Raw genomic sequence first — 25487 nt, 5'->3', positions numbered from 1 at the left:
CTCCTTCGTCGCACCCGCCGGTCCGTCGCGCACCGGCAGGAAACACCTTGTCGCAAATTTACCGCGGATTCAATTCGCAGGAATATCGTTTACATGGCGCCTCGCTCCCGGGGCGCGGGAGAGGACGCGATGAACATGGATGCCGGCGCACGGATCGCTCAGGCCCTGCCGGGGCTGCGCCCCTCGGAGCAGCGTGTCGCCCGGCTGATCCTGGCCGAGCCGGCGGCGGTGGTGGACCTGCCGATCACCGGGCTCGCCGCCCGCTGTGCGGTGTCTGTCGCGACCATCGTCCGGTTCTGCCAGGCCGTCGGCTACGCCGGCTACGGTGCTCTGCGGCTCGACCTGGCGTCGACGCGCGGCCGCGAGGAGGTCTCCCTCGGGCGGTTCGGCGTCGCGGATGCCGAGATCTCCCCCGACGACGACGGCCGGGACGTGCTCGCCAAGATCGCGTACCACGAGGCCCGGGCGATCGAATCGACCGCCGCGAGCGTCGACGTGCCCACGCTCGATGCGGTGGCCGACGCCGTCGTCGCCGCCGATCGCATTGAGATCTACGGCGCCGCCTCCAGCAGCCTCGCCGCGATCGACCTGCAGCAGAAACTGCACCGGATCGGCGTCATCGCCTTCAACACGAGCGACATCCACCTGGCGCTCACCGGCGCGGCCCTGCTCACCGAGCGCTCCGTGTCGATCGGTTTCTCGCATTCGGGCCTCACCCTGGAGGCGGTCGACAGCCTGCGCACGGCGCGCCGGGCCGGAGCGACGACGGTCGCCGTGACGAACTTCCCCACGTCGCCGATCGCGCAGAACGCCGACCATGTGCTCGTGACGAGCGCGAGCGAGACGCGCTATCGCCCCGGGGCCATGTCGAGCCGCATCGCGCAGCTCGCCGTCGTGGACTTCCTCTTCGTGCGGATCGTCCAGCGGCTCGACCCCGATTCGCTCCCGTCCCTGCAGCTCACCTATGACGCGGTGCAGGCGCACCGCCATCCGCACGGGGACGAATGAGCCCGGCGGGAGTGCGTCCCCGCTGTGTCTTCGCTGTGGACACCGCCGTCGCGCCCCGAGGCCACCCGCACTGTCTTACGCTCGCATCATGAGCCTCATGGACATCCCTTTCAGCACCATCGACGGCGCTCCCGCCTCGCTCGCCGACTACTCCGGCAAGGTCATCCTGATCGTGAACGTGGCCTCCCGCTGCGGCCTGGCGCCGCAGTACGAGAAGCTCGAGAAACTGCAGGAGACGTACGGCGACCGCGGTTTCACCGTGATCGGGTTCCCGAGCAACCAGTTCCTGCAGGAGCTGAGCTCCACCGACGCCATCAAGGAGTACTGCTCCACCACCTGGGGCGTGACGTTCCCGATGATGGAGAAGGTGCGGGTGAACGGCCGGTCCGCGCATCCGCTCTACGCCGAGCTGACCACCCACCCGGACGACGCGGGCAAGGCCGGCAAGGTCAAGTGGAACTTCGAGAAGTTCGTCGTCACGCCGGACGGCGCCGTGCACCGCTTCCGCCCGACCACGGAGCCCGACGACCCGGCGATCGTCTCCCTGATTGAGGAGACGCTGCCCGCCGCCGCCTGACGTGCAGGACGGACGTCCCGCGACTCAGGCCCGGCGGAACCACCGGCCGCCGACGCGCTCGGTGAGGCGCCAGCCCGTCGTCGCTGCGACCGACTGCACGCCCACGAGGGTGTGCTCCGCGATGGCCAGCGCCTCCGGCACCGAGTCGGCGACGAAGCGCACCGTGAGCCGCGCCTCGCGGGCGACCACGTCGACGCTCGACGCCTCGACGACGGTGCGGGCCCCCGCCGCAGCGACGGCCGCGGGCTCGACGGCCTGCGGGTCGACGCCGGGGCGCAGGGCACCGACGGACACGATGACACGGTAGGAAGGCACGGATCCGAGCCTACGGGCTCGGCCGGGGTTACCCTCTGACGGGGGAAAGGAGTGCGCCGATGCACACCGGAGCGGATACAGGAACGATCGACCTCTACGGCGTGAGCGGTCTGAGCGACGGCGAGCTGGACGAGTTCGCCGCGGTGCTCGACCGCCGACGGCACGACGACGTGGTCGAGGCCGAGCATCTGGCGGAGACGCTGGGCACGCTGCTCGCCTCGCGCTCGGAGTCGACCGCGGACGACGAGCACGACCCGGAGGGGCCGACCCTCAGCTCCGAATGGAGCAGGCTGCAGGCGCTGCGGTCGGACGCCGCCGCCGATCTCGCCGCGGTGGAGGCGGCGGGTGCGCGCTTGCAGGACGGCAGCTTCGGACTGTGCACGCACTGCGGCCGCGCGATCGGGGTGGACCGCCTGCGCGCGCGACCCACCGCGGAGCTGTGCATCCAGTGCGCGATCGCCGCCGAACGCTGAACGCCGCGCGCCGGCCGCGGTGCCGGTGGGTCCGGATGCACCCGGCTCAGCGCGTTCAGCGGGCTCACCGGATGCAGCGGGCTCAGCGGACGGTCTGCGCCGCTCGGTAGACGGCCTCGGTGCGGGAGGAGGCTCCCACCTTGCGCAGGATGCTCGAGACGTGGACGCTGGCGGTCTTCGCGCTGATGAAGAGCCGCTCGCCGATCTGCTTGTTGCTGAGACCCTGCTCGATGAGCGCGAGCACCTGCTCCTCCCGCTCGGTCAGCGGAGCGCCCGGCCCCGAAACTCCTGCCGGGGCGCGCTGCCCGCGCGGCGCGGTGAGGGCGGCCGCCGCCGCGGAGACGAGACCGTACCCGAGGGCGTCCGCGGCGGACACCGCCTCGGCGGCCTGCCGATCGGCCGCCGGCCGGTCCCCCGCGGCGAGTGCCACCCGCGCCGAGCGCGCGAGCGCGTAGGGGTGGAGGTGCGCCGGCGCGAGCGGTGAGGTGGTCGCCTCGACGGCGACCCGCCAGGCGGCGACGGCATCGGCGAACGCCGCCCGGGCGTCGTCCCGCCCGTGCTCCCCCGGCGTCCCGGCGCGAGCCGCGAGATCGGCGGCGGCACCCTCGGCGGCCGCGACCGCGGCGCGCGCGGTCGCCAACTCGGCCGCGACCATCGGACCCCACACCGCGGCGGTCGGCCAGTCCGCCAGACGTCCCAACGCGATCGCCACGTCGTCGGCCGCACCCCGGATGTCGTCGGACCCTCCCGCCATCGCGCGGTCCGCGAGGGCACGCGCCGCGGCGGCCAGCACCGGCAGGTCCTTCGCGGGGATGGACCGGTGGCCGGCGTCGACGACGACGCGCGCCTCCTGCCACGCCCGGTCGGCGTCGCCCCGGGCGAGGGCGACTTCGGCCTCGATGCGCGCCACGCCGAGGAAGGATTGGGCCTCCAGATCGCCCTGCAGGCGCAGCCCGGAGCGCCAGCGTCGCAGCAGCGCATCGGCTCCCGCCACGTCTCCCCGCCAGAGCGTCAGCCACAGCTTCAGATGCTGCAGGTGAGCACGGAAGCTGGGCGGTGGATCGAGCGCGAGGGCCGGGTCGAGCAGCGCCTCCGCCCGGGCGAGCTGGCCGAGCGCGAGGAGGGGCTCGATCGTGTTCGAGGAGAGGATCACGCCCGAGGTCCGCTCCACCCCGCGCGCCCGCGCCCGTGCCGCCCCGGCCTCCGCGAGCTGCACCGCGTCGGCGTAGCGGCCGAGCCCGTTGAGGGCGTCCGAGGTGTTGACGGCATGCCGGAGCAGCGCCGCCGTGTCGTCGTCGGCGACCACTCGTGCCCGCTCCAGCTCGGCGAGGCCGCGGTCGATCTCGCCGCAGGCGATGAGGGCGCAGCCGCGGATGTTGTGCGCGATCGAGAGCCGGACGTCCCGGGCGTCACCGAGCTCTTCGATGGCCTGGGTGGTCGTCTCGACCGCCTCATCGAACCGTGCGGACAGCATCAGCCGCGCGGCGAGCTCGGCGAGCAGCTGCGGTCGCAGTGCGTCGTCGACCGGAAGCGAGGCGGGCGGCACGGCCTCCAGCGCCTCCCGGAGCAGCTCGATGCCTCCGGGACGATTGAGGTTCGTCAGGTATTGCGCCTTGTCGCGCAACAGCCGGGCGAGCCGCGACGGCTCCAGAGCCGCCGGATCGGCCAGGGCCACCGAGACCAGCGCGAGCGCCCGTTCGTTGTCGCCCGCGTTGCGCAGCGCCGACGCCGTCCGGGCGACGAGATCGACCCGGCTCAGCCCGCCCAGCTCCTCGGCGTCGGGGATGCGCTCCCACAGCTCGAGCGCGCGATCGCCCATCGCCGCGGCCGTGGCGTACGCGTACGACCGGCGCGCCTCCTCCATACCTGCGATCGACGCGATGAAGGCGCGGCGGAGGTCGTGCGCGGCCATCCAGTGCGTCGAGAGCTGGATGGCCGAGCGCTGCGGCGCGGCCTCCATCGCCTCGGCGTAGCGGGTGTGGAAGCGGGTGCGCTCACCCGGCAGCAGGTCGGCGTGCACCGCTTCGCGCACGAGGGCGTTGCGGAAGGTGTACTCGGTGGTGTCGGCGGCGAGCACGTGGGCGACGACCGCCTCTCGTGCTGCGGCGTCGAGCGCCTCCGGAGTGCCGTCGAACACCGCCTCGAGGAGGTCGTGCTCGACGCAGACGCCACCCGCGGAGACCAGCCGCAGGAGTCGCTGCGCCGGCTCGCTCAGCCGGTCGTAGCGGGCGAGCAGCAGTTCGCGCAGGGTCTCGGGGAGGTCGTCGCCGGTCGCCAGACCGTCGATACCGGCCAGCTCCTCGACGAAGAACGGCACCCCCTCGCTGAACCGGTAGACCTGGTCGACGGTCGCCGCGTCGGGCACGCACCCGAGGAGCACGTCGAGCTGCGCGGCGACCTGGGCCCGGCCGAGCCGCCCCAGCTCCCAGCGCGTGACCCGGCGCGTACGCTCCAGCTCGGCCAGATAGGCCCGGAGCGGATGCCCGCGCGTGACCTCGTCGCTGCGGTAGCCCAGCAGCACCAGCACCCGCCCGCGCTCGCTCATCCGCACCACGAACCGCAACAGCTCCAGCGTGGAGGTGTCGGCCCAGTGGATGTCGTCGATCGCGAGCACGAGCGGACGCTCGGCGGAGAGGTTCTCCAGGAGCACGGTCACCAGTTCGTAGAGCCGCTCCGCCCCCGCGCGCGCCGGAACCGCGGTGCGGTCGGCGACCTCGGGCAGGAGGGCCGCGAGGCCGCCCGCTCCCGGGCCGGCCGCTTCCAGCACGGCGTCCAGGCCGACCAGCTCGATGAGCCGGCGCAGCGCCGCGGCGAACGGAGCGTAGGGGGCGCCGTCGCTGCCGAGGTCGACGCAGCGCCCCAGGAGCACGAGCGCAGAACCGGAGGCCTGGTCGAGGAATTCGGTGATCAGCCGCGTCTTGCCGATACCCGCCTCGCCGCCGATGACCACCGCGCGGGTGCCCCCGGCGGCGACCGCCTCGAGTTCGGCACGCAGCGCCGCGAGATCGGACTCCCGTCCGATCATCGTGGGGCTCGACGCCGGTGTTCGCATACCTCCATGCTGGCACGCACCACCGACATCCGGGGCCTTTCCGCGGGCGGCTCTGCGCTGGGCAGAAGAGCCGTCACCGTGCGGTGCGGGCCAGCTCGCGCGCCGCCTCGGTCTCCACCGCCGCACCCGACGGCCCGGGGGCCGAGGACGGTGCCGCAGACGGGGCCGAGGACGGTGCAGCAGACGGTGCCGAGGACGGTGCCGCCACGGGCGCGACCGCGGCCGCACGGCCGGCGCCCCGCACTGTGCGGCGGGCGTGCAGCGCATCCCACCACCGCACCACGACGACGCGCTCGCGGCGCTGGCGCAGCACCTCCCGCTCGGCCCGGTGCCGGGCGTCCTCCGCCGCGTTCACCCGAGCGGTCACGTATTCTTCGAGCAGTCCCATCCGTCCATCCCTCTCACTCGTTCCGACCACCTCAGACTGCTCGCTAAGGCCCGGGCCGAGCATCGGGCAGATGCCCTATTCCTGCCGGTCCCGGTGCCCTGGTCGGGACTTCCCCTCGACCGTGGGCTGGTGCACTCTGGCGGCATGGCAACGATCAACACCCTCCAACCGCCCTACCGGGTCGGCTACTTCGTCGGCAGCCTCTCCACGCAGTCCATCAACCGCCGGCTGGCACGCGCCCTGATCCGGCTCGCCCCGGAGGAGCTGGAGTTCACCGAGATCCCGATCGGCGGGCTCCCGCTCTACAACCGCGACCTCGACGGCGACTTCCCCGAGTCGGCCCGCGCCTTCAAGGCCGCCATCGCCGCCCAGGACGCCCTCCTCTTCGTGACGCCGGAGTACAACCGGTCCATCCCCGGAGCGCTGAAGAACGCGATCGACTGGGCGAGCCGGCCGCACGGCGAGAATGTGATCGCCCGCAAGGCCTCCGCCGTCATCGGCGCCTCGACGGGGGCGATCGGCACGGCCGTCGCCCAGCAGCAGCTGCGCAGCGTGCTCAGCTTCCTCCAGGCGCCGCAGATGAACGCCCCCGAGGCCTACCTCCAGCTGAAGCCGGGTCTGATCGAGGAGGACGGCACCGTGACGAACGAGGGGACCGAGGCGTTCCTGCGGGGTTTCATGGTCTCGTTCTTCGAGTACATCGAGCGGGTGCTCACGGTCGTTCCGAAGCCCGCCTGACCGGCACCAGCCGCACGTCGGCGAGCGCGCCGTCCGCGACGGTCGCCGTCAGGTAGGTGCACGCGGGCTGACGACGGCGGTCGGTCGGCGATCCCGGGTTCAGGAGGCGCATCCCGGCCGGGGAGACCGTGTCCCAGGGGATGTGGGAGTGGCCGAAGACCAGCACGTCCGTCTCCGGGAAGTCCCGGTCGGCGCGCGCCTCCCGGCCGGTCGCCTGGCCGGTCTCGTGGACGACGGCGAACCGCAGCCCGCCGAGCACGACCCGGGCGACCTCTGGCAACCGGCGGCGTAACGCAGGCCCGTCGTTGTTGCCCCAGACCCCGACGAGCCGCCGCGCCCGCGCCTGGAGCAGGTCGAGGGTGGCGGCGTCGACCCAATCGCCGGCGTGGACGACCACATCGGCCCGGTCGACCGCGTCGAGCACCGGAGCGGGCAGGGACCGCGCGCGCGTCGGGACGTGGGTGTCGGAGATCAGGAGGAGCTTCATCCCTCCGAACGCTAGGCGAGCGATCGGCGCAGGGCTAGCGTCGCGCGTATGGATCTTCGCAACCTCGGAAACAGCGGGACGATGGTGTCGGAGCTGGCGCTCGGCACCATGACGTTCGGAGCGGAGGCGGACGAGCCGACCTCCCACGCCATCCTCGAGCGCTATCTCGACGCCGGCGGCACCCTGGTCGACACCGCCGACGTGTACAGTTCGGGCGCCTCGGAGTCGATCATCGGCCGCTGGCTGGCCCGCAACCACGGCCGCCGCGACGCCATCGTGCTCGCGACCAAGGGCCGGTTCCCGATGGGCCCCGGAGCCAACGACCTGGGCCTGTCACGCACACACCTGCGCCGCGCTCTCGACGACTCGCTCCGCCGGCTCGGCGTCGACCACATCGACCTCTATCAGCTGCACGCGTGGGACGGCCTCACCCCGCTCGACGAGACCCTGCGCTTCCTCGATGACGCCGTCTCCGCCGGGAAGATCTCGTACTACGGCTTCTCGAACTACCTCGGCTGGCAGCTGACCAAGGCCGTGCGCCTCGCGGCGGAGCACGGCTGGTCGCCGCCGGTCACCCTGCAGCCGCAGTACAACCTCCTGGTCCGCGGCATCGAGCACGAGATCGTGCCCGCGGCAGTCGACGCCGGGATGGGGCTGCTGCCGTGGTCGCCGCTCGCGGGCGGCTGGCTGAGCGGCAAGTACCGGCGCGACGAGGACCCGACGGGCGCGACCCGGCTCGGCGAGAACCCGACGCGCGGCATGGAGGCGTGGGACGCCCGCAACGCGGATCCGCGCACGTGGGAGGTGGTGGACGCGGTCGCGGACGTCGCCGCCGCGATCGGCGCCAGCCCGTCGCAGGTGGCGCTGCGCTGGCTGGCGGATCGGCCCGCGGTGACTTCGGTCATCCTCGGCGCGCGCACGGTCGACCAGCTGGACGACAACCTCGGGTCCGCCGACATCGTACTTCCGGACGACTTGCGCCGCACGCTCGACGACGCGAGCGCCCCGCGCACGGACAGCTACCCGTACGGCGAGCAGGCCGTGGCGCAGCGGCACCGCAAGCGCGAGGGCGGCCGGTAGCGGAAGCCGCTCGACTCGGGCGGTCGACACGTGCGCCATCATCGTCCCCAACTTGTCAACAAGCCGCACCGCGGCTAGAGTCGGCTCGCTCCGCCCTCCCTGCCCGCTCGAAAGGACGCCGCCGCCCACGATGACCACCGTCCTCTCCGCCAGCGCTCCGGACGGCACCGCCGACCGCGCAGCGCGCACCGACGAGCCGCGCATCGACGAGCCGCGCATCGACGAATCCTGGATCCGCGCGCTCCCCAAGGCCGAGGTGCACGTGCACTTGGAGGGCCACTTCGGGCTGGTCGACCTGCTCGACCTCGCGAAGGCCGCGGGCGAGCCGCTGCCCGGGCCGGCGGCGACGCTGTTCGACATCACGACGCACCACGACACGGGCGGGGCCGGCGATCTCGGAGCGTTCCTGCGCTTCCTGGACTGGGAGTGCGGGCTGGTGCGCACCCCCGAACAGGCGGCGCGGCACGCGTACACCTTCGCCGCCCGGCAGACCGCCTCCGGCATCCGCTATACGGACGCGATCATCAATCCGACGCACTGGAGCGCGTGGGAGGGACGCATCCCCGCGCTCTTCGACGCGCTGGCGGCGGGCATCGACGAGGCGGAGCAGGACGGTCTCGCGCCCGTGCGGCTGGCCTACTCCCTGCTGCGGCAGCAGTCGGCGAGCGCCGGCCGGGAGGCGGCGGAATGGCTGGCGTCCACCCACCCCCGGCACGTCGTGGCGCTGTCGATCGACGGCGACGAACGCGACTCCGGACGGGTGAGCGCCCGCTTCGCCGACGCGTTCGCGATCGCCCGCGACGCCGGGTTGCGACGCACCGTCCACGCGGGCGAGTCGAGCGGGCCGGAGGGCGTCAGGGACGCGCTCGACCTGCTGCACGCCGAGCGGATCGACCACGGCATCCGCGCGGTCGAGGATCCGGAGCTGCTGCGTCGGCTGGCGGACGAGCGCATCCCCGTGGGCGTGTGCCCGCGGTCGAACATCGTGCTCGGCATCTACGACGACTGGGCGCAGCACCCGCTGCTCGTGCTGCGCGACGCCGGTGTGCACGTGACGGTCAACACCGACGACCCCGGACTGCTCGGCACCACCCTGGAGGCCGACTGGGCCGTCTGCGCCGACGCGTTCGGCCTCGGTCGCGACGACCTGGCGGGCTTCGCCGCAGCGTCGATCACCTCCTCCTTCGCCGACGACGACACGAAGCGCCGAATGACGGACGAGCTGGCCGCGACCCTCGCCGCCGGATAGGTTCGGGACCGTGACCGACCGACGACTGCACAACGAGCTGCTGCGCGAGGTGCGGGAGGCGGCCGCCGCGAACGCCCCGCTGCCCGGCGAGCTGGAGCTGACCGCGCGGCTCGGCTGCACCCGCCAGCAGCTGCGGAACGCGCTGGCGGAGCTGGAGCGGCAGGGCATCCTGCGCCGTCGGCAGGGGGCCGCGACCACGGTCGATCCCGTCGCGCTGCGGATGAGCGTGCGGCTCGAGGACCAGTTCGAGCACACCGTGCTGCTCTCCCGGATGGGGTACCGCGCCGACGTCGAGATCCTCGACTCCGCGATCGTGCCCCTCCCGGAGCGGATCGCCGCGCTGCTCGATGTGGAGTCCGGCCATCCCGCGCTGCGGAGCGTCAAGCGCTGGCGGGCCGACGGCGAGCCGGCGATGCTCGCCTCCGGATACCTGCTGCTTCCCGACGCGACCGAGCGCGAGCTCGACGAATCGGTGTTCACCGCGGTCGGACAGGTCTGGGGCGAATCGCTGGTGTGGGAGGTCGCCACGCCCGGCGCCGCCGCCCTCGGCGGCCGGGAGGCGGAACTGCTCGGGCGGCCAGAGGGGACGCCGGTGCTCACCTTCGAGCTGATCGGCGTCTCGGTGAGCGGCCGGAGGCTGTTCTACGCGTTCGAGCACCACCTCCCGGAGGTCGTGCGCTATTCGTTCGCGCGCACCGTGCGACCGCCGTGGGACGCCGTCTGACGTCTGCCGACGGGCTCTGTGGCGTTTCGTTACGCGGCGCATCGCGGTCGGAGCGGGCAGCCGTGCACACTTATCGACAAGTTGCACCGCACCCGTCCCGCGACCTCGCTCCCCCGCGATCCCCGAAAGGCTCTCGACCCCCATGAAGCTGCGCTCCCTGCTCGCCCCGCTGCTCGCCGTGCCCCTCGTGGCCGTGCTCGCCGCCTGCTCCTCCGGCGCCAGCGCCGGCTCGACGTCCGCCGCCGCGGACAAGCCCAAGGTCGCCGTCGTGCTCGGCGGCCTCGCCAACGACGGCGGCTTCAACCAGTACGCCGCCGACGCGGCCCACGCCCTCGAGAAGAAGGGCGAGATCACCGCTCAGATCCGCGAGTCGGTCACCAGCTCCTCCGACGCCGAGGCGGCCTTCCGCCAGTACGCCTCGCAGGGGTACGACCTGATCATCGGCTGGGGCCTCGACTTCAGCAACTCGGTGTTCACCGTCGCGAAGGAGCTGCCGAAGGCCCACTTCGTCGCCACCGGATCCGCCGACATCCTGGACAAGGCCACCGCCAACGTCGAGACCTGGACCTACGCCAGCGACCAGCAGGGCTACCTGACCGGCTGGGTCGCGGGAAAGACCGGCCTCTCCCCCCTCGGCGTCGTCGACGGCCAGCTCGCGCCGTTCAACGAGACCTCCTACAAGGCGCTGTCGGTCGGCCTGAAGGCCGCCAACCCGGAGGCCACCGAGCTGAAGCCGATCTTCACCGGCAGCTGGGAGGATCCGACCCTCGCGAACCAGGCCGCGAAGGCCCAGATCGCGGCCGGCGCCAAGCTCATCGTCACCGGGGCCGAGGGCTACACCTCGGGTGTCCTCTCTGCCGCAAAGGCCGGCGGCATCGCCACCCTCGGCGCCTCCAGCACCTCGTCCTCCGACGCGAAGGCCGTGAACGTCGGTCTGGTGAAGCTGGACTTCACCCCCACCCTGGAGGAGATCGTCGGGCACCTGAAGAAGGGTGACTTCGGCACGCACTCGTACACCTCCACCATCGCCAACAGGGGCCTGATCTTCGCCGACATCAACGCGGTCGACGCCGCTCCCGGCCTGCCCACCGACATCGCCGCGCAGGTCGACGACCTGGCGAAGAAGCTCGCCAGCGGCGAGGTCACCATCCCGGCCATCGGCTGACGACCAGGCAGACCGCAGCCACACGATGACCACCTCCCTCGCCCTCCTGGGCGCCTCCAAGTCGTACGGAGGCGCCCAGGTGCTGCATGCCGTCGACCTGACCGTGCAGCCCGGCAGCATCCACGCCCTCGTCGGCGAGAACGGCGCGGGCAAGTCCACGGCCCTCAAGATCCTCGCCGGTCTGGAGCAGCCGACCGCGGGCACGGTGACCGTGGACGGCGAGGCCGTGGCCTTCTCCGGACGTGCCTCGTCGATCCGACACGGGATCGGTCTCGTGCCGCAGCAGCTCAGCCTGATCCCCGAGCTCACCCTCGCGGAGAATCTCATCCTCGGGCAGCCGGAGCGACTCGCCCGACGCGGTCGCGCCGCCCGTCTGCTGCGGGAGGCCGCGGGCTCGGCGGGACTCGCCATCGAGCCCGACGTGCGCGTGCGCGAGCTCGGCCTCGCGCAGCGCCAGCTCGGCGAGCTCGCCATCGCACTGGCCCAGGGGGCACGCATCCTGCTCCTCGACGAGCCGACCTCAGCGCTCGGCCCGTTCGAGACCGCCGCGCTCTTCGACCGCGTGCGCTCGCTCGCGTCCGCCGGCTACGCCGTGCTGCTGATCACCCACCGGCTCGACGAGGTGCGTCTCGTCGCCGACACCGTGACCGTGCTCTCGCACGGTCACGTCACCCTCTCCTCCCCGGTCGCCGACGTCTCCGACGACGACCTCGTCCGGGCGATGGTCGGCAGCGTTCCCCCGGTGCCGCGCCGCGCGCACGCGATCACCGGCACGGCGCGTCTCGAACTGACCGCGGCGACGACGGGAACGGCGGGCAGCGGTATCGACGGCGTCAGCCTGACCGTGCGCGGCGGCGAGGTCGTCGGTGTGCTCGGCGTCGCCGGGAACGGTCAGACCGCGCTCGCGGAGACCGCCGCCGGAATCCTCCCCCTCCGCTCCGGTGCGGTCGCGGTCGACGGCGCCGCGATCGCCGGCCGGCCGGACCGCGCCGCCCAGGCCGGCCTCGCCTACGTGCCCGAGGTCCGCATCGACGCCCTGCTGCCCGACGCCCCGCTCACCCGCTCCGCGGTGCTGCGCAGCCTCGGGCTGCGCGGCCGGTTCCTGCGGCGCGGACGCATCGACACCCGTGCGGTGCGCAGCTTCACCACGGCGCTCCTCGAACGCCACGATGTGCGCCCCCGCGACCCCGACCTCCCCGCCGGCGCGCTCTCCGGGGGCAACCAGCAGAAGCTCCTCGTCGGACGGGAGCTCGACGGAGCACCCGCCGTCGCCGTGCTGCACGGCCCGACGCAGGGTCTCGACCTGCACGCCAGCGCCGTGATCCGCGGCGAGGTGCGGGCGGCGGCCGCGGCAGGGACCGCCGTGCTGCTGGTCAGCGCCGACACCGACGAGATCCGGGATCTCGCCGACCGCATCCTCATCCTCTCGAAGGGACGCATCGTGGACAGTCTCGACGCCGCCGACTTCGACAGCGCCCGCGTCGGGCGCGGCATGGCCGGACTCGGCACGGTCGGGCCCGGGACGACCGGCACCGGCGGGGAGGCCACGACGTGACCGCCCTCGTCCCGTGGCTGCGCCGCCGCCGTGAACCGATCGTCGCCGCCCTCTACATCGTGTCCGGCTTCGCCATCGTGCTCGTCCTGGTCGTCGCCACCGGCGGGGACCTCGGCACGGCGCTCGGCGGCTGGTTCACCGGCGCCTTCGGTGATGGCTACAACCTCACCCAGACCCTCTCGAACGCCACCCCGCTCACCCTGGTCGCCATCGGCGTCTCCGTCGCCCTGCGCGCGGGCGTCGTCACCGTCGGAGCCGAAGGGCAGCTGATCGTCGGCGCCATCCTCTCGACCGTCGTCGCCCTCCTGCTCGGCCCGGAGGCCAGCCCCGCCCTCGCGCTGCCGCTCGGCGCGGCCGCGGGCGTCGTCGGCGGGATGCTCTGGGCGCTCCCGGCGGCCGTCGCGAAGATCCGCTGGAACGTCAACGAGATCCTCTTCACCCTGCTCGCCAACTACCTCGCCGTCTCGCTGCTGACCTACCTGCTGCGCACGGCGCTGCGGGACCCGGCGACCAACGCCAGCCCGCAATCGCCGCCCCTGCCGCTGCCGTCGCAACTCCCGCAGCTGCCGGTGAGCGGACGCATCCACGTCGGCATCGTCATCGTCGCGCTGATCCTGCTCGGCGCCTGGTGGTGGTCGCGCACGCGGCAGGCGTTCGTGCTCGAGGTCTACGGGTCGCGCCCGGTGCTCGCCGCGCGACTCGGGCTGACGCCGCGCTCCGCCGTGCTCATCGCCCTCCTCGTCTCGGGCGCCGCCGCGGGCCTCGCGGGATGGATGCAGGTCGCCGGCGTCACCCAACGGCTCGAACCCTCGGTCTCGGGAGGCATCGGCTTCGCCGGGCTCGCCGTCGCCGTGCTCGGCCGGGGCAACCCGCTCGGGATCGCGCTGGCCGCCATCGTGTACTCCGCGCTCGGCACCGGGGCCGCCGGCGTGCAGATCGCCACCGGGACGACGCCGACCGCGATCGGCACCGTCACCCAGGGCATCCTGCTGCTGACGGCGGCCCTGGCGCTCGCGGCGCTGCACCTCGGCCGGCGCGAGAAGGCCGCGACCGTCGCCGCCCGGGCGGAGAAGGTGGCCGCATGAGCGCCGTCGAGTTCTGGACCGTCGTGCTCTCCGGCGCGCTCGCGCTCTGCGCGCCGATCGTCATCGCCGGGCTCGGCGAGATCTTCCTGGAACGCACCGGCGGCTTCAACGTCGGCATCGAGGGGATGATGCTCGTCGGCGCGGTGTTCGGTGTGCTCGGAGCCCACCTCGGCGGCGTCTGGGTGGGGGTGCTCGCGGGGATCCTCGCCGGCCTCCTCCTGGGGCTGCTGATGGGGGTCGCCTCGGCCGTCGCGAAGGCCGACATCGTCATCGTCGGCATCGCGATCGGGCTCCTCGGCGCGGGGCTGAGCGTGTTCCTCTACCAGGCGCTGAATCCGGCCGGCTCGACCAACCAGACCGTGGAGACCCAGCCGCCGCTGCACCTGCCGCTGATCGAGGCCCTCCCGGTCATCGGTCCGGGGCTCGCCCACGCCGGCGTCTTCTTCTACCTCTCCCTGGTGCTCGTCGTGCTCTCCTGGCTGGTGCTCGACCACACCCGGTTCGGGCTGCGGCTGCGCGCGGTCGGCGATGACGAAGGGGTGGCGCGCACCCGCGGCATCTCGCCGACGGGCTTCCGGCTCGGCGCCGCCGTCATCGCCGGCGGGTTCGCGGGGCTGGCGGGCGCGACCGTGCCTCTCGCCGGCATCGGGACCTTCTCGCCCGGGATGACCGGAGGCGCCGGCTTCGTCGCGCTCGCGGTCGTGATCATCGGCCGCCGCACTCCGTTCGGCCTGGTCGCCGGCGCGCTGCTGTTCTCGTTCTTCAACTCGCTGGCGCTGCTCGCCCAGACGCAGAGCCTCGGCCTGCCGGTCGAGCTGTTCCAGGCGCTCCCCTACCTGGCGACCCTCGTCGTGCTCTGCGTCGTGTCCCGCCGCGTCGGGCGGCGTCGCCGCGCCGTCACCCGCGGCACCCCGGCCACCGCGGCCGCGGCGACCACCGTCGTCGACGCCTCCGCCCCCACCCCCGAAACCGCACCCGAGCCCGAAGGAGCCCGATGACCGCCCCGACCACCGCTACCCCGAGCGATCCCGCCCTAAACAGCCCGATCCCGAGCCGCCCGGCCCCGACCGGCCTGTACGACCTCCCCGACGCCGAGCGCGACCTGCTCGATCGGATCGGAGCACTCGCCACCGGCTTCGAGGCCGAAGCGGCCGAGCACGACGCGCGCGCCGAGATCGCGGTCGACAGCCTCGCCGCCCTGCACGAGGCCGGCCTCAGCCGGGCGACCCTCCCGGCGCACCTGGGCGGCGAGGGGATCAGCTACCAGGCGTTCGGCGAGGTCGTCCGGGTGCTCGCTGCGGCCGACCCGTCGATCGCCACCATCGTGACGATGCACACCGGTGCGGGTGTCGGACTCGCCGAGCTGACCCGCGAGAAGAAGGGCTCGTTCTTCGCCGACGAGTTCCTCGCGGGCAAGCGCTTCGCCAACGCGCTCTCGGAGCCGACCAGCGGCAACCGCTTCCTGAACCCGCAGCAGGCCGCGCGACCGACGGAGGGCGGCTGGCTCCTCGACGGCGCCAAGCGCTTCGTCTCCGGCAGCGAGATCGCCGACTACCTGCTGGTCAACGCCCTCGTCGACGACGCCCCCACCTTCTTCGCCGTCGTGCCCGACGAGACGGTGACCATCATCCCGATCTGGGACACCCTCGGCCTGCGCGGCACCCGCAGCCAGCTCCTGTCGTTCAGCGACACGCTCCTGAGCGAGGAGAACCGCGGCCGTGCGCCCGGACCCGGCGACTTCGCCGCGGTCCCTGCCGGGCTGCCCGCGATCTCCCTCGGCATCGCCGACGCCGCCCTCGCCGCACTGGTCGATCACGCGAAGAACCGCTCGATCCTCGGCCGGCCGCTCTCGCACCAGCAGTGGATCCAGCACGAGGTCGCCGATGCCCAGTCGCGGCTCGAGGCGGTGCACGCCTTCTTCCAGCGCACGCTCGCCGAGGCCGACGCCGGCCGCCCGCAGTTCTTCCCGAACCTGTCGCGCTCCAAGTACCTGGCGAACAAGATCGCGGTCGAGGTCGCCCAGCTCGGCGTCCGAGTCGGCGGCGCCTCCGGCTACCTCACGCAGTCGCCGATCCAGCGCCACCTGCGCAACGCCCAGGCCGGACAGCTCATGGCGTACTCGACGGAGGTGCTCGCCGGCGAGATCGGCAAGGAGGTGCTCGGCGTCGTCGAGACCCCCGCCGAGAACGACGAGGTGGCCTGACCATGGCCGACCGGCAGCGGATGATCTTCAACGCCTTCAACATCTTCTCCGTCTCGCACCACGACCAGGGGATGTGGGCCTGGCCGGGCAGCAAGCAGCTGGACTACAACTCGGTCGACTACTGGGCCGACATCGCCCGGCTGCTGGAACGGGGGCGCTTCGACACCCTGTTCTTCGCCGACGTGCTCGCGCCCTACGAGGCGTTCGAGAACTCGCGCGAGCGCGCGGTCTACAGCGGCATGCAGTTCCCGATCAACGACCCGGGCGAGCTCATCCCGGCCCTCGCGTACGCGACCGAGAATCTCGGCTTCGTGCTCACCCAGAACATCCTCCAGGAGCCGCCATACGCGTTCGCGCGCAAGATGTCGACACTCGACCATCTGACCCGCGGCCGCATCGCGTGGAACATCGTCACCACCTTCCTTCCCGGCGCCGGCCGCAATCTCGGCCTCGCCGGCCTCCCGGAGCACGAGGACCGCTACGCCCGCGCCGACGACTACGTCGACGTGGTCTACAAGCTGTGGGAGGCGAGCTGGGAGGACGACGCCGTCGTGCGCGACCTCGCCCGCAAGCAGTACTCGGACCCGGCGAAGGTGCACGAGATCAACCATGTCGGCCCGTTCTACGACGTGGTCGGCCCGCACCTCACCGAGCCGTCGCCGCAACGGACGCCGTTCCTCATCCAGGCGGGGGTCTCGCCGCGCGGCCGCGACTTCGCCGGGCGCAACGCGGAGGGCCTGTTCATCAACGCGCTCAGCCCCGCCGAGGCCGCGCCGGTCGTCGCCGACGTGCGCGCCGCCGCCGTGCGGCACGGACGGCGGGCGCAGGACGTGAAGCTGTTCGGCATCCTCGGCTTCGTCGTCGGGAGCACCGAGGAGGAGGCGAAGCGCCTCCACGAGGAGATCACCGACTTCCAGAGCATCGACGCCAACCTCGCGAAGCAGAGCGTCTTCCTCGGCTACGACTTCGGGCAGCTCGACCCGAAGGAGCCGATCGGCGAGATCGCGAAGCGGCCGGAGGGCCAGGAGGGGATCGTCGCCAAGCTGATCGCGATGTCCCCGCGATCCGACTACACGATCGGGGAACTCGTCCGCTGGTTCGGCAACCTGCGGGTCGTCGGCACCCCGGAGCAGATCGCCGACCACGTCGAGGCCTGGCAGGACGCCGGAGTCGACGGGATGAACGTGCAGTACGTCGTCTCCCCCGGCTCCTTCGAGGACTTCGTCGGCCACGTGACGCCCGAGCTCCAGCGTCGCGGCATCATGCAGTCCGAGTACCGCGCGGGCACGCTGCGCGAGAAGATCTTCGGCAACGGCCCCTACCTGCCCGAGGAACACCGCGCCCGCGGTTTCCGCCGCGCCGCCTTCGGCGCCTGACCCCACCCGATTTGGACCGAATGTCGAGTATCGCGCGCCGAAACCCGACATTCGGTCCACATCGCAGGGGGTGTGGAGGTGGTGAGCAGGATCCGAGAAGCGGAGCGCGCTCGGATGCGGGAGGCTGGGGTCACCAGAACCCGCAGGAGGAGACACCATGAGCCCCGCACAGTCCGACGACGACGGCTTCACCGCCGAGGAGCGCGCCGCCATGAAGGAGCGCGCCCAGGAGATCAAAGCCAAGCGCGCGTCGAAGAAGCTCTCGAAGGAGGAACAGGCGGCCGCCGACGCCGCCGAGGTCCAGGCGAAGATCGCCGAGATGACACCCGAGGAGCAGGTCATCGCCCGGCGGTTCCACGAGCTGGTCGCCGAGCACGCGCCCGCGCTCGTACCCAAGACCTGGTACGGGATGCCGGCCTATGCCAAGGACGGCAAGAACATCGTCTTCTTCCAGCCCGCCACAAAGTTCAAGGCGCGCTACTCGACGATCGGTTTCAACGACCCGGCGCAGCTCGACGAGGGGACGATGTGGGCGACCGCATTCGCGGTCGTCGAGCTGACCCCGGCCGACGAGAAGATCATCGCCGCGCTCCTGGAGAAGGCGGCCGGCTGACGGTCAGCGTTCAGCCCTCGGCCCGTGCTGCTCGGCAGGTCACCCCTCGGCCGGGAGCGTGAGCAGGCCGTCGACCAGCATCCCGCGCACCGCGGGCAGCAGGTCGTCGCGGAGGTCGGCTTCGTCCACCTCCAGCAGCTGGGCGAGGGCCGCGACGATCGCGGCGACGCTCAGCTCGCCGTCGCTCGCGCCGACCAGAGCCGCGAGGCCGGTGTCGGCCGAGACGGTGCGACCAAAACCGCCGCCCTGGCGGAGCAGGATCGCGGTGGGAGCGTCGGAGCCGGGCCAGAGGTGACGTTCCTCGGTCACATCGCCCGCGACCACCAGTCTCAACGCGGCGAGCGTGTCGTCGTCGAGCGCGGACTGGAGGTCGTGGGCCGCGAGCGCCGCATCCAGCGCCACCCCGAGGCCGGCCTCGTTTGCGCCCAGCGAGCCGTGGATGCGCTCGAAGCGCCGCAGGGTCGGCACCCCGTCCGAGCGGCGCAGGAGCAGGTAGCCGAACCCGACCTCACGCACTCCGCGCGTCTCGAAGTCGTCGAGCCAGGCGCCGAGCAGCGTGTCGAACGCCTCGGTGCCGGGCCGGGTGCCGCCGTCACGGATCCAGGTCTCGGCATAGCCCGGTGCGTCCTCCGTGTCGCGCTCGATCACCCACGCGTCGAGCGGTGTCTCGGAGGCATCGATCCAGCCGCGCACCCGGTCGAGCGCGTCGGCGAAGCCGTGGTACTCCCAGTTGCCGAGCAGCTGCGCGACCCCGCCAGGCTCCAGGTGGGCGCCGCACCCGTCGATGAACGCGGCCACCAGCGCATCCCCGACCATCCCGCCGTCGCGGTACTCGTACGCCGGAACGCCGTCGACCCGCGGTGTGATGACGAACGGCGGATTCGACACGATGTGATCGAACCGCTCCCCCGCGACCGGCTCGAACATGCTGCCGAGCCGGAAATCGATCCCCTCGACCCCGTTGAGCTCCGCGTTCAGCGCCGCGAGCTCGAGGGCGCGGGGAGAGATGTCGGTCGCGACCACGCGCTCCGCGTGCCGGCGGGCGTGCAGGGCTTGGATTCCGCACCCCGTGCCGAGGTCGAGGGCGCTCCGGGCGGGTCGCTGCAGCATCAGGCCGCTCAGGGTCGTGGAGGCGCCTCCCACCCCGAGCACGTGATCCTCGGGGAGCGCGTGGCCGAGGGCCAGCTCGCCCAGGTCGGAGACGATCCACCACTCGGCCGGCCCGAGCGCGTCGACGAACGCGTACGGGCGCAGGTCGACGGCGGGAGCGACGCGGCCGCCGTCCCGGCGCAGCAGCCCGAGGGCCGCGGCTCCGGCGACGCCGAGCGACGGAAGCGCGGCCTCCGCCTCCGGCTCCGGCACGGCGCGACCGAGGACGAAGAGCCGCGCGAGCGTGCCGAGCGGCGACGGCTCGCGGCGGCCGAGCATCCGTTCCGGCGGGACGCGCTGGCCGCGGTGCAGAGCCTCCGCCGCCTCCTCGCCCCAGAGATCCGTCAGCTCGGCGACGCCGAACCGCGCGCCGGTCAGGTCGGAACGGAGTGCCGCAATCTCTGCGGCGCGGTCGGCGGGTGACGTCACCGCACCATTCAAGCAGGAGCAGAATGAGCGTGTGATCCGCAAGAGAGCGATCGTGAACGGGACCGTGCAGGGCGTCGGCTTCCGCTGGGCGGCGCGCGAGCAGGCGCAACGCCTCGGCGTCGTCGGCTGGGCGCGCAACCGCGCCGACGGCAGCGTCGAGGCGGAGGTCGAGGGCGCCCCCGAGACCGTCGAGCGGATGCTCGCCTGGCTCCGCCAGGGTCCGCCGGGCTCCGCGGTGACGGGCGTCGCCGTCACGGACGCCGCGCCCGAGGGCGACGACGGCTTCCGCATCTGCCACACCGTCTGACCGCGCCGCCCGCGCCGCGCGAGCGCGCGCCGCGGTCGCTGCGCGCGCGACCGCTGCCGTTCGGGACATCCACGGCGCGGCGCCGCACCGCGCTCGTCCCGAACCGCCGCGTTCGTCCCGAACCGCCGCGCTCGTCCCGAACCGCGCGCGACCGCGCGACGCGGTCGCTGCGCGCGCGACTGCTGCCGTTCGGGACATCCGCGGCGCGGCGCCGCACCGCGCTCGTCCCGAACGGCAGCGCTCATGTGCGACGGCGCCGCGGGGGGTGGGGTGGGGGGTGGCCACACGGCGCGCGCCCCAGGGCGCCCTGGCGCACGCGGCGGAGCGGTGGACAATGTATGCATGACCCGTGCGACCCTCCTGACCGTGACCGCGCCGACCCGTGCCGCCTCGGCGGACGAGCACGGGGCGGACCGTGCCGCCGGCGACGCCGGCTTCGTCCTCGCCGACTTCGGCGCACCACAGGTCCGCATCACCGACCTCGGCATCACGCGCGGCGACGGGGTGTTCGAGACCATCGCCGTGATCGACTGGCACCCGCAGGCGCTGGAACCGCACCTCGGACGGCTGGCCCACTCGGCGGCGCTCCTCGACCTCCCCGAACCGGATGCGGCGGTGTGGCGGGAGGCCGTCCTCGCGGGCGTGGCGGACTACCGGTCCCGCAACGGTGACGGCGGCGAACTGTTCGCCAAGCTCATCCTGACCCGCGGCATCGAGGGCGAGGGCCGGCCGAGCGGGTGGGTGTTCGTGGACGAGGGCGAGGACTTCTCGCAGCAGCGCCTCGGCATCCGCGTCGTCACGCTCGACCGCGGCTACCGTCACGACGTGGCGGAGACGTCCCCGTGGCTGCTGGCCGGAGCGAAGTCCCTGTCGTACGCGACCAATCGCGCCGCCGGCCGGGAGGCGGTCCGCCGGGGCGCCGACGACGTGATCTTCGTCAGCTCCGACGGATACGCGCTGGAGGGGCCGACCTCGAACGTCATCGTGCTCGCGGACGGCGTCGTGCGCACCCCGCAGACGGACCAGGGCATCCTGGCCGGCACCACCCAGGCGGCCGTATTCGACTTCTTCGAGGAGCGGGGCCACCCCACCGAGTACCGCCGCATCTCCGCGGACGAGCTGCGCGACGCGGAGGCGCTGTGGCTCGTCTCCAGCGTGCGCCAGGCCGCACCGATCACGGCGCTCGACGACCGCGAGTACCCGGTCGACGCGGCGCTCACGGCCGACCTGAACGCGTACCTGCTCTCCCGCACCGACTGACGCGGCTGCCCGCACCCCGCGGTACGCCGCGCCGTCGCACTGTGACTGCGCCGTCGCGGTACGTCCGCGCCGCGTCGCCACGCAGCAGACGCGCCGAGGCACGGCAGTCGCGCCCCGATCCCGGCACGGGAGCAGGACGGCCCGGGAGCGGCCCGGCTCTCAGGCGGGCGGCACCGGCGGAGCGGGTGGCACCGACGGAGCGGGCGGAGGTTCTGTCGACGGCGCCAGACCCGGCGCCGATTCCGCCGGCGCGGGCGGCGCCGACGCGGGCGGCGCCGACGCGGGCGGCGCCGGCGCGGGCGGCGCCGGCGGAACAGGCGGCTGCTGTCCGGCCGGAGGGTGCGCCGGCAGTGAGGGACCCGGCATGCCTCCCGGCCATGGTTGCCCAGGCGCGGGAGAGGGGAAGCCCGTCGCGGAGACACCCGGCCCCGTGGCTCCATAGCCCGGCAAACCGTGTCCTGGAGCTCCGTGACCTGGAGTCCCCTGAACGGACGCCCCATATCCCGGCGCACCATACCCCGGTGCGCCATGCCCCGGTGCGCCATACCCGGGAGCGCCATACCCGGGAGCACCCTGAACGGGCGCCCCATACCCCGGCGCCCCGTACCCCGGCGCCCCATACCCGGGTGCCCCATACCCCGGCGGCGGGGCTGGACGGCGCTCGCGGGGCGCACGCGGCTCGAAGGCGCGGACGACGATCGGGATGACCGCCATGACGACGGCGACGAGTGCGGTGGCACCTGCGGCGCGCGACCACCAGTCCGGCCACTCCGGCTCGGGGAACGCCGCCAGCGCGGCCAGGAGGAGCGTGGTGAGCCAGACGAACGCCAGGGTGACGATCGCCGAGACTCGCGTGACGGTCTTCGTCGCCGCGGCGACGAAGCGATGGCCGTACAGCTGGGTGATCAGCACGGCGGCGCGCAGGAGGACCACCACGGCGAGGAATGCGAAGAACTGAAGGGTCCAGACCCGGCCGCTCGCCGTGTCCGCAGGCTGAAGCCAGCCGTTCCAGATCTTGAGGAGCCCGATCGCGACGAGCACGACGTTGACGATCACGGATACGGGCAGATACCACGCGTTCGGCCCGTCGCCGACGGCCGCGTCCAGCATCACAGCACCGGCGAACGCGGCGACGAGGAACAGCGTGAGCCAGGCCCGCCCTGCGACGTTCGCTTGATCCCCCACGATGATGAAGAAGCCGCCGATCACGGCGGCCGCGACGAGCATGGCGATCGTGAGCAGGAGCGCGAGCGTCCTCGTGCGCGAACGGCCGCTCGTGGGCGTCTCTGTCGTGGTCATCATCTCTCCCTGCGAGGACGGGCGCCCTCTTCCCGTGCACATGCCTGTCGAGCACGCGTCGCCCCGGGCGCGTATCGCGCACGGTGCGCCCGAGGATCCGGCATCGCCGAGGATCCGGGATCGCCGGGATTCCCGGGATTCCAGCTTCGGCGACGGATCAGCGCGCGCGATCCCGAGCCGCCGATGTTGCGTAGCGGCGCCCAGGGAAGCCGTACCCCCGGCGGTCGCGCTCAGCACGCTCCGCCGCCGCCGGCGCGCGGATCCCGCTCCGCAGCCGGCCGCACGACGCCCGGGAGCGGCCACGTCCGCCTGATCGCCCGGGTCCCAGCCCGGGAGCAGCCTGGCCCGGAAGCGTCCCGGCCCGGGAGCGGCCCGGCCCCTTTCCGCGAGGTAGACCCCTCGTTACGCCCCGATTCGCGAGCGTCGTCGGCGCCGTCTAGGCTGAACCCACCGTTCCGGCGAGGAGGCCGGATCCACCGTCAGCGGAGGGAGGTCGCCCGTGACCGAGCATGTGCCCCGGAGCATCGAAGTGCTGCGCCAGCAGGCGCGCGACGAGCTCTCCGCGATCATCGAGCACCGCTGCCGGGCCGGGGAGGATCCCTGGCATTTCATCCCGGACCTGCCGAGCGTCGACGAGCAGGTCGTCATCTCATTGCGGGCCACGGCGATCGAGGCGTTCGACCTCGGCGAACAGCAGTCGAGGGCGCACCATCCCGCGGCCGGGCGCGACACCTTCACGCGGTTCGAGTACGGGGTGCTGCGCCGCATCGCCCTGGAGCACCCGGAGCTGAGCGAGGCCGTGTGGGGGATGCTCGACAAGCTCGAGCGCGCGTGACGGGCGCCGGCACGACCTCCCGCACGACCTCCCATGCACGGCCTCCCGCTGATTCCGGAGCGGAACCGGGACACGCCGCTCCGTTCGCCGTCGTTCCGGCGTTCCGGAGCCGATCGGCACAGATCTCCGGAATCACTCCACCGCGCGCGGACGGACGGGCGCCCTCGGGCGCGGCCGCTCAGCGACTGAGGGCCGCGGGTGTCGTGGTGGGCAGGCGGCAGACGAAGTCGCGGCACAGGTAGGCGGTCGGCAGGCCGTCGCGGGAGGTGCGGCCGGCGAAGAGGTCGAAGCCCTCGGCGGCGAAGGCCGCGGCCCCGGGTTCGTCGACGAGCGCGACGACCGCGGCGGGATGCGTGCGGACCACCCGCAGCAGACCCTCCGGATCGGCAGGCCCGGACGGATGCGCGCCCGGGTCCTCGCCCGCCGGGAGCACCGCCACCAGCTGCACGGCGTCGGCGGCGAGTCGGGACATCAGCGCCAGGGCGGCGCCGAAACCGCTCGGGGTGTGCACCGCCTGCCCGGCGACCAGCCGCATCCCCTCGCGCGCCGCGCGCTCGTACCGCCGCTCGCCCGTGAGCAGGAACAGTGTGTGCGCGGCGCCCGCCACCGCGGACAGCCCGGAGGGATAGGCGCCCTCGGACGGGTCGACCCGCACGGCCAGGCCGGTCGCGGCGAGCACCGGGTCTCCGCCGCCGGGGGCCTCGAACGGGCAGGAGGCGTCGCCCGACGCCCTCGGCGAGGCGAGGCACAGGTCGACGAGGTCGCGCGCGGCGACCGCCGGAGCGACCGCCCCCGACGCGAGGGATAGTTCCAGCAGTCCCGCCGCCAGCGCGCCGTAGTCCTCGAGGGTCGCCTCCGCGTCGGAGAGCCGGTCGCCCAGCGACACGCGCAGCAGGGTTCCGTCCTCGCGACGGTGGCGGTGCAGCAACAGGGTGGCGGTCTCGGTCGCCGCGACGATCCAAGCCGGCCGATTGAGGATCCGCGCTGCGCGGGCCAGCGCACCGATCACCAGGCCGTTCCACCCGGTCAGCACCTTGGCGTCGACCGGGGGCGCCTCCAGCCGTCCCCGCTCTGCGGGAGGCCGACGGTAGTACTCCCCCTCCACCCGTGCGCCGTCGATCACGCTCTCGGAGTCCTGTGCCGACGCGAAACCGCCGCCGGGCCGCCGCAGCACGCCGAGGAGGAAGGCGGCGATCCCGTCGGCCGTGCGTTCGGCCCAGGCCTCGCCCGTCTGCTGCCAGGCCGTCGCGTACGCGTCGAGCAGCAGGGCGTTGTCGTAGAGCATCCGCTCGTAGTGCGGATCGCTCCAATCGCGCCGGGTCGCGTAGCGGAAGAACCCGCCGTCGACCGGATCGCGCAGCGGCGACTCCGCCATCCGCCGCAGCGTCCGGTGGGCGAGCGCCTGCCCCGTCGGACGTGCGAGCAGGAAGCCGAGCACCGGGGCCACCGGGAACTTCGGGGCAGTGCCGAACCCGCCGAACAGCTCGTCCTCCGCGTGGGCCAGCAGGCCCACGGCGGCATCGAGCTCGTGATCCCCCGGCAGGTCGTGCACCGTCGTCGCGGCCTCCGATGCCGCGACGAGCGCCGCGACCACCCGGCCGGCGTCCGTCTCCACCTGCTCCCGGCGCTGGTCCCAGGCGTCGGCGACCGCATCGAGCACTTGCCGGAACGAGGCCCGGTCGCCGACCGGCAGCGGGGGGAAGTACGTGCCCGCGAAGAACGCGCGCCCGGCCGGGGTGGCGAACACAGTGAGCGGCCAGCCGAGGTTGTCGGTGAAGGCGCTCGCCGCCGAGAGGTAGGCGGCATCGACCTCGGGATGCTCCTCCCGGTCGACCTTGACGGGCACGAACCGCGCGTTCAGCTCGGCTGCGAGGGCCGGGTCGGAGAAGCTCTCGCGCGCCATCACGTGGCACCAATGGCAGGTGGCGTACCCGATGGAGAGGAGCACGGGGACGTCGCGGCGCCGCGCCTCGGCGAACGCCTCCCCACCCCACGGCCACCAGTCCACCGGGTTGTCCGCGTGCGCGCGCAGGTAAGGGCTGATCGCGTCCTGCAACCGATTGGCCATGGGCACACCCTACGACCGGTGACCGCGCTCCGTGTGGCTGGTAGCGTTGTCG

Annotated in this window: 24 protein-coding genes; 17 read left to right on the top strand and 7 right to left on the bottom strand. The window is 73.1% G+C overall.

What is annotated here, in order from left to right; translation table 11 throughout:
• Nucleotides 1-129: 129 nt before the first annotated feature.
• Together U870_RS0117020 and U870_RS0117015 are read left to right on the top strand one after the other, a co-directional pair.
• Nucleotides 130-1008 carry a MurR/RpiR family transcriptional regulator gene (locus U870_RS0117020; protein WP_240183740.1) on the top strand — a complete coding sequence of 293 codons (879 nt, stop codon included), beginning with the start codon at nt 130-132 and terminating at the stop codon, nt 1006-1008.
• Between the two features lie 88 nt (nt 1009-1096).
• The gene (locus U870_RS0117015; RefSeq protein WP_025158579.1) at nt 1097-1585 is read left to right on the top strand and encodes a glutathione peroxidase; all 489 of its coding nucleotides are present in this window, start codon (nt 1097-1099) and stop codon (nt 1583-1585) included.
• 24 nt (nt 1586-1609) lie between these two features.
• Here the strand turns inward: U870_RS0117015 and U870_RS0117010 are convergent, their stop codons facing one another.
• Nucleotides 1610-1900 (bottom strand): hypothetical protein, encoded by a 291-nt coding sequence (locus tag U870_RS0117010; RefSeq protein ID WP_025158578.1) that lies wholly within the window; start codon nt 1898-1900, stop codon nt 1610-1612.
• A 59-nt stretch (nt 1901-1959) separates the two neighbouring features.
• On the opposite strand from U870_RS0117010, the gene U870_RS0117005 reads away from it, so the two are divergent.
• Nucleotides 1960-2373 carry a TraR/DksA family transcriptional regulator gene (locus U870_RS0117005; RefSeq protein WP_025158577.1) on the top strand — a complete coding sequence of 138 codons (414 nt, stop codon included), beginning with the start codon at nt 1960-1962 and terminating at the stop codon, nt 2371-2373.
• A gap of 82 nt (nt 2374-2455) precedes the next feature.
• Here the strand turns inward: U870_RS0117005 and U870_RS0117000 are convergent, their stop codons facing one another.
• Together U870_RS0117000 and U870_RS24450 are read right to left on the bottom strand one after the other, a co-directional pair.
• A complete protein-coding gene (locus U870_RS0117000) occupies nt 2456-5425 on the bottom strand; it encodes a helix-turn-helix transcriptional regulator (RefSeq protein ID WP_025158576.1) in 2970 nt (989 codons plus the stop codon).
• Nucleotides 5426-5498: 73 nt separating this feature from the next.
• Entirely contained in the window at nt 5499-5813 is a 315-nt protein-coding gene (locus U870_RS24450) for a hypothetical protein (RefSeq protein WP_025158575.1), read from the bottom strand.
• 144 nt (nt 5814-5957) lie between these two features.
• Between U870_RS24450 and U870_RS0116990 the strand changes: the two genes are divergently transcribed.
• Nucleotides 5958-6551, top strand: a complete 594-nt coding sequence (locus tag U870_RS0116990; RefSeq protein ID WP_025158574.1) for an NADPH-dependent FMN reductase — start codon at nt 5958-5960, stop codon at nt 6549-6551.
• On the opposite strand, the gene U870_RS0116985 is transcribed toward U870_RS0116990, so the two are convergent.
• A complete protein-coding gene (locus U870_RS0116985; protein WP_025158573.1) occupies nt 6526-7038 on the bottom strand; it encodes a metallophosphoesterase family protein in 513 nt (170 codons plus the stop codon). The two genes, U870_RS0116990 and U870_RS0116985, sit on opposite strands and share 26 nt — an antisense overlap.
• 48 nt (nt 7039-7086) lie before the next feature.
• On the opposite strand from U870_RS0116985, the gene U870_RS0116980 reads away from it, so the two are divergent.
• From U870_RS0116980 to U870_RS0116935, 10 genes are all read left to right on the top strand, one after another.
• The gene (locus U870_RS0116980; protein WP_025158572.1) at nt 7087-8118 is read left to right on the top strand and encodes an aldo/keto reductase; all 1032 of its coding nucleotides are present in this window, start codon (nt 7087-7089) and stop codon (nt 8116-8118) included.
• Between the two features lie 130 nt (nt 8119-8248).
• On the top strand, nt 8249-9367 hold the full coding sequence (gene add / locus U870_RS0116975) for an adenosine deaminase (protein ID WP_025158571.1): 1119 nt from the start codon (nt 8249-8251) through the stop codon (nt 9365-9367).
• A 10-nt stretch (nt 9368-9377) separates the two neighbouring features.
• Nucleotides 9378-10091 (top strand): GntR family transcriptional regulator, encoded by a 714-nt coding sequence (locus tag U870_RS0116970; protein WP_025158570.1) that lies wholly within the window; start codon nt 9378-9380, stop codon nt 10089-10091.
• A 142-nt stretch (nt 10092-10233) separates the two neighbouring features.
• Nucleotides 10234-11256 carry a BMP family ABC transporter substrate-binding protein gene (locus U870_RS0116965; RefSeq protein ID WP_025158569.1) on the top strand — a complete coding sequence of 341 codons (1023 nt, stop codon included), beginning with the start codon at nt 10234-10236 and terminating at the stop codon, nt 11254-11256.
• A 25-nt stretch (nt 11257-11281) separates the two neighbouring features.
• On the top strand, nt 11282-12811 hold the full coding sequence (locus tag U870_RS0116960) for an ATP-binding cassette domain-containing protein (protein WP_025158568.1): 1530 nt from the start codon (nt 11282-11284) through the stop codon (nt 12809-12811).
• On the top strand, nt 12808-13896 hold the full coding sequence (locus tag U870_RS0116955; protein ID WP_025158567.1) for an ABC transporter permease: 1089 nt from the start codon (nt 12808-12810) through the stop codon (nt 13894-13896). Before U870_RS0116960 ends, U870_RS0116955 begins: the two co-directional genes overlap by 4 nt.
• Nucleotides 13893-14894 carry an ABC transporter permease gene (locus U870_RS0116950; RefSeq protein WP_025158566.1) on the top strand — a complete coding sequence of 334 codons (1002 nt, stop codon included), beginning with the start codon at nt 13893-13895 and terminating at the stop codon, nt 14892-14894. Before U870_RS0116955 ends, U870_RS0116950 begins: the two co-directional genes overlap by 4 nt.
• Nucleotides 14891-16099 (top strand): acyl-CoA dehydrogenase family protein, encoded by a 1209-nt coding sequence (locus U870_RS0116945; RefSeq protein WP_025158565.1) that lies wholly within the window; start codon nt 14891-14893, stop codon nt 16097-16099. Before U870_RS0116950 ends, U870_RS0116945 begins: the two co-directional genes overlap by 4 nt.
• Before the next feature lie 2 nt (nt 16100-16101).
• A complete protein-coding gene (locus tag U870_RS0116940) occupies nt 16102-17475 on the top strand; it encodes an NtaA/DmoA family FMN-dependent monooxygenase (protein WP_025158564.1) in 1374 nt (457 codons plus the stop codon).
• A gap of 157 nt (nt 17476-17632) precedes the next feature.
• Nucleotides 17633-18088, top strand: a complete 456-nt coding sequence (locus U870_RS0116935; RefSeq protein WP_025158563.1) for an iron chaperone — start codon at nt 17633-17635, stop codon at nt 18086-18088.
• 39 nt (nt 18089-18127) lie between these two features.
• Here the strand turns inward: U870_RS0116935 and U870_RS0116930 are convergent, their stop codons facing one another.
• Nucleotides 18128-19666, bottom strand: a complete 1539-nt coding sequence (locus U870_RS0116930; protein ID WP_025158562.1) for a DUF7059 domain-containing protein — start codon at nt 19664-19666, stop codon at nt 18128-18130.
• 31 nt (nt 19667-19697) lie between these two features.
• Here U870_RS0116930 and U870_RS24930 point away from each other — a divergent pair, with 31 nt between their 5' ends.
• Both U870_RS24930 and U870_RS0116920 read left to right on the top strand, forming a co-directional pair.
• Entirely contained in the window at nt 19698-19973 is a 276-nt protein-coding gene (locus U870_RS24930; protein WP_025158561.1) for an acylphosphatase, read from the top strand.
• Nucleotides 19974-20315: 342 nt separating this feature from the next.
• The gene (locus U870_RS0116920; RefSeq protein WP_025158560.1) at nt 20316-21233 is read left to right on the top strand and encodes an aminodeoxychorismate lyase; all 918 of its coding nucleotides are present in this window, start codon (nt 20316-20318) and stop codon (nt 21231-21233) included.
• Between the two features lie 159 nt (nt 21234-21392).
• Here the strand turns inward: U870_RS0116920 and U870_RS24445 are convergent, their stop codons facing one another.
• Nucleotides 21393-22532, bottom strand: a complete 1140-nt coding sequence (locus U870_RS24445; protein WP_162819173.1) for a hypothetical protein — start codon at nt 22530-22532, stop codon at nt 21393-21395.
• A 499-nt stretch (nt 22533-23031) separates the two neighbouring features.
• Here U870_RS24445 and U870_RS0116910 point away from each other — a divergent pair, with 499 nt between their 5' ends.
• Nucleotides 23032-23367 (top strand): hypothetical protein, encoded by a 336-nt coding sequence (locus U870_RS0116910; protein ID WP_025158558.1) that lies wholly within the window; start codon nt 23032-23034, stop codon nt 23365-23367.
• Between the two features lie 178 nt (nt 23368-23545).
• On the opposite strand, the gene U870_RS0116905 is transcribed toward U870_RS0116910, so the two are convergent.
• A complete protein-coding gene (locus tag U870_RS0116905) occupies nt 23546-25435 on the bottom strand; it encodes a thioredoxin domain-containing protein (protein ID WP_025158557.1) in 1890 nt (629 codons plus the stop codon).
• Between the last annotated feature and the right edge of the window lie 52 nt (nt 25436-25487).

The sequence above is a fragment of the Leifsonia aquatica H1aii genome (assembly GCF_000633535.1).
In the GTDB taxonomy this organism is placed as follows: domain Bacteria; phylum Actinomycetota; class Actinomycetes; order Actinomycetales; family Microbacteriaceae; genus Leifsonia; species Leifsonia aquatica_A.
The sequence above is the reverse complement of the archived record's forward strand: the minus strand, read 5'-3'. Positions and strand labels throughout refer to the sequence as shown.

Bases quoted from the DNA above. Each gene is read 5' to 3' on its own strand.
- U870_RS0117015 (WP_025158579.1), top strand. From the start codon at position 1,097: ATGAGCCTCATGGACATCCCTTTCAGCACCATCGACGGCGCTCCCGCC.
- U870_RS0116985 (WP_025158573.1), bottom strand. From the start codon at position 7,038: ATGAAGCTCCTCCTGATCTCCGACACCCACGTCCCGACGCGCGCGCGG.
- U870_RS24445 (WP_162819173.1), bottom strand. From the start codon at position 22,532: ATGACCACGACAGAGACGCCCACGAGCGGCCGTTCGCGCACGAGGACG.
- U870_RS0116945 (WP_025158565.1), top strand. From the start codon at position 14,891: ATGACCGCCCCGACCACCGCTACCCCGAGCGATCCCGCCCTAAACAGC.
- U870_RS0116935 (WP_025158563.1), top strand. From the start codon at position 17,633: ATGAGCCCCGCACAGTCCGACGACGACGGCTTCACCGCCGAGGAGCGC.
- U870_RS24450 (WP_025158575.1), bottom strand. From the start codon at position 5,813: ATGGGACTGCTCGAAGAATACGTGACCGCTCGGGTGAACGCGGCGGAG.
- U870_RS0117005 (WP_025158577.1), top strand. From the start codon at position 1,960: ATGCACACCGGAGCGGATACAGGAACGATCGACCTCTACGGCGTGAGC.
- U870_RS0116990 (WP_025158574.1), top strand. From the start codon at position 5,958: ATGGCAACGATCAACACCCTCCAACCGCCCTACCGGGTCGGCTACTTC.
- U870_RS0117000 (WP_025158576.1), bottom strand. From the start codon at position 5,425: ATGCGAACACCGGCGTCGAGCCCCACGATGATCGGACGGGAGTCCGAT.
- U870_RS0116940 (WP_025158564.1), top strand. From the start codon at position 16,102: ATGGCCGACCGGCAGCGGATGATCTTCAACGCCTTCAACATCTTCTCC.
- U870_RS0117020 (WP_240183740.1), top strand. From the start codon at position 130: ATGAACATGGATGCCGGCGCACGGATCGCTCAGGCCCTGCCGGGGCTG.
- U870_RS0116920 (WP_025158560.1), top strand. From the start codon at position 20,316: ATGACCCGTGCGACCCTCCTGACCGTGACCGCGCCGACCCGTGCCGCC.
- U870_RS0116960 (WP_025158568.1), top strand. From the start codon at position 11,282: ATGACCACCTCCCTCGCCCTCCTGGGCGCCTCCAAGTCGTACGGAGGC.
- U870_RS0116950 (WP_025158566.1), top strand. From the start codon at position 13,893: ATGAGCGCCGTCGAGTTCTGGACCGTCGTGCTCTCCGGCGCGCTCGCG.
- add (WP_025158571.1), top strand. From the start codon at position 8,249: ATGACCACCGTCCTCTCCGCCAGCGCTCCGGACGGCACCGCCGACCGC.
- U870_RS0116980 (WP_025158572.1), top strand. From the start codon at position 7,087: ATGGATCTTCGCAACCTCGGAAACAGCGGGACGATGGTGTCGGAGCTG.
- U870_RS0116905 (WP_025158557.1), bottom strand. From the start codon at position 25,435: ATGGCCAATCGGTTGCAGGACGCGATCAGCCCTTACCTGCGCGCGCAC.
- U870_RS0116965 (WP_025158569.1), top strand. From the start codon at position 10,234: ATGAAGCTGCGCTCCCTGCTCGCCCCGCTGCTCGCCGTGCCCCTCGTG.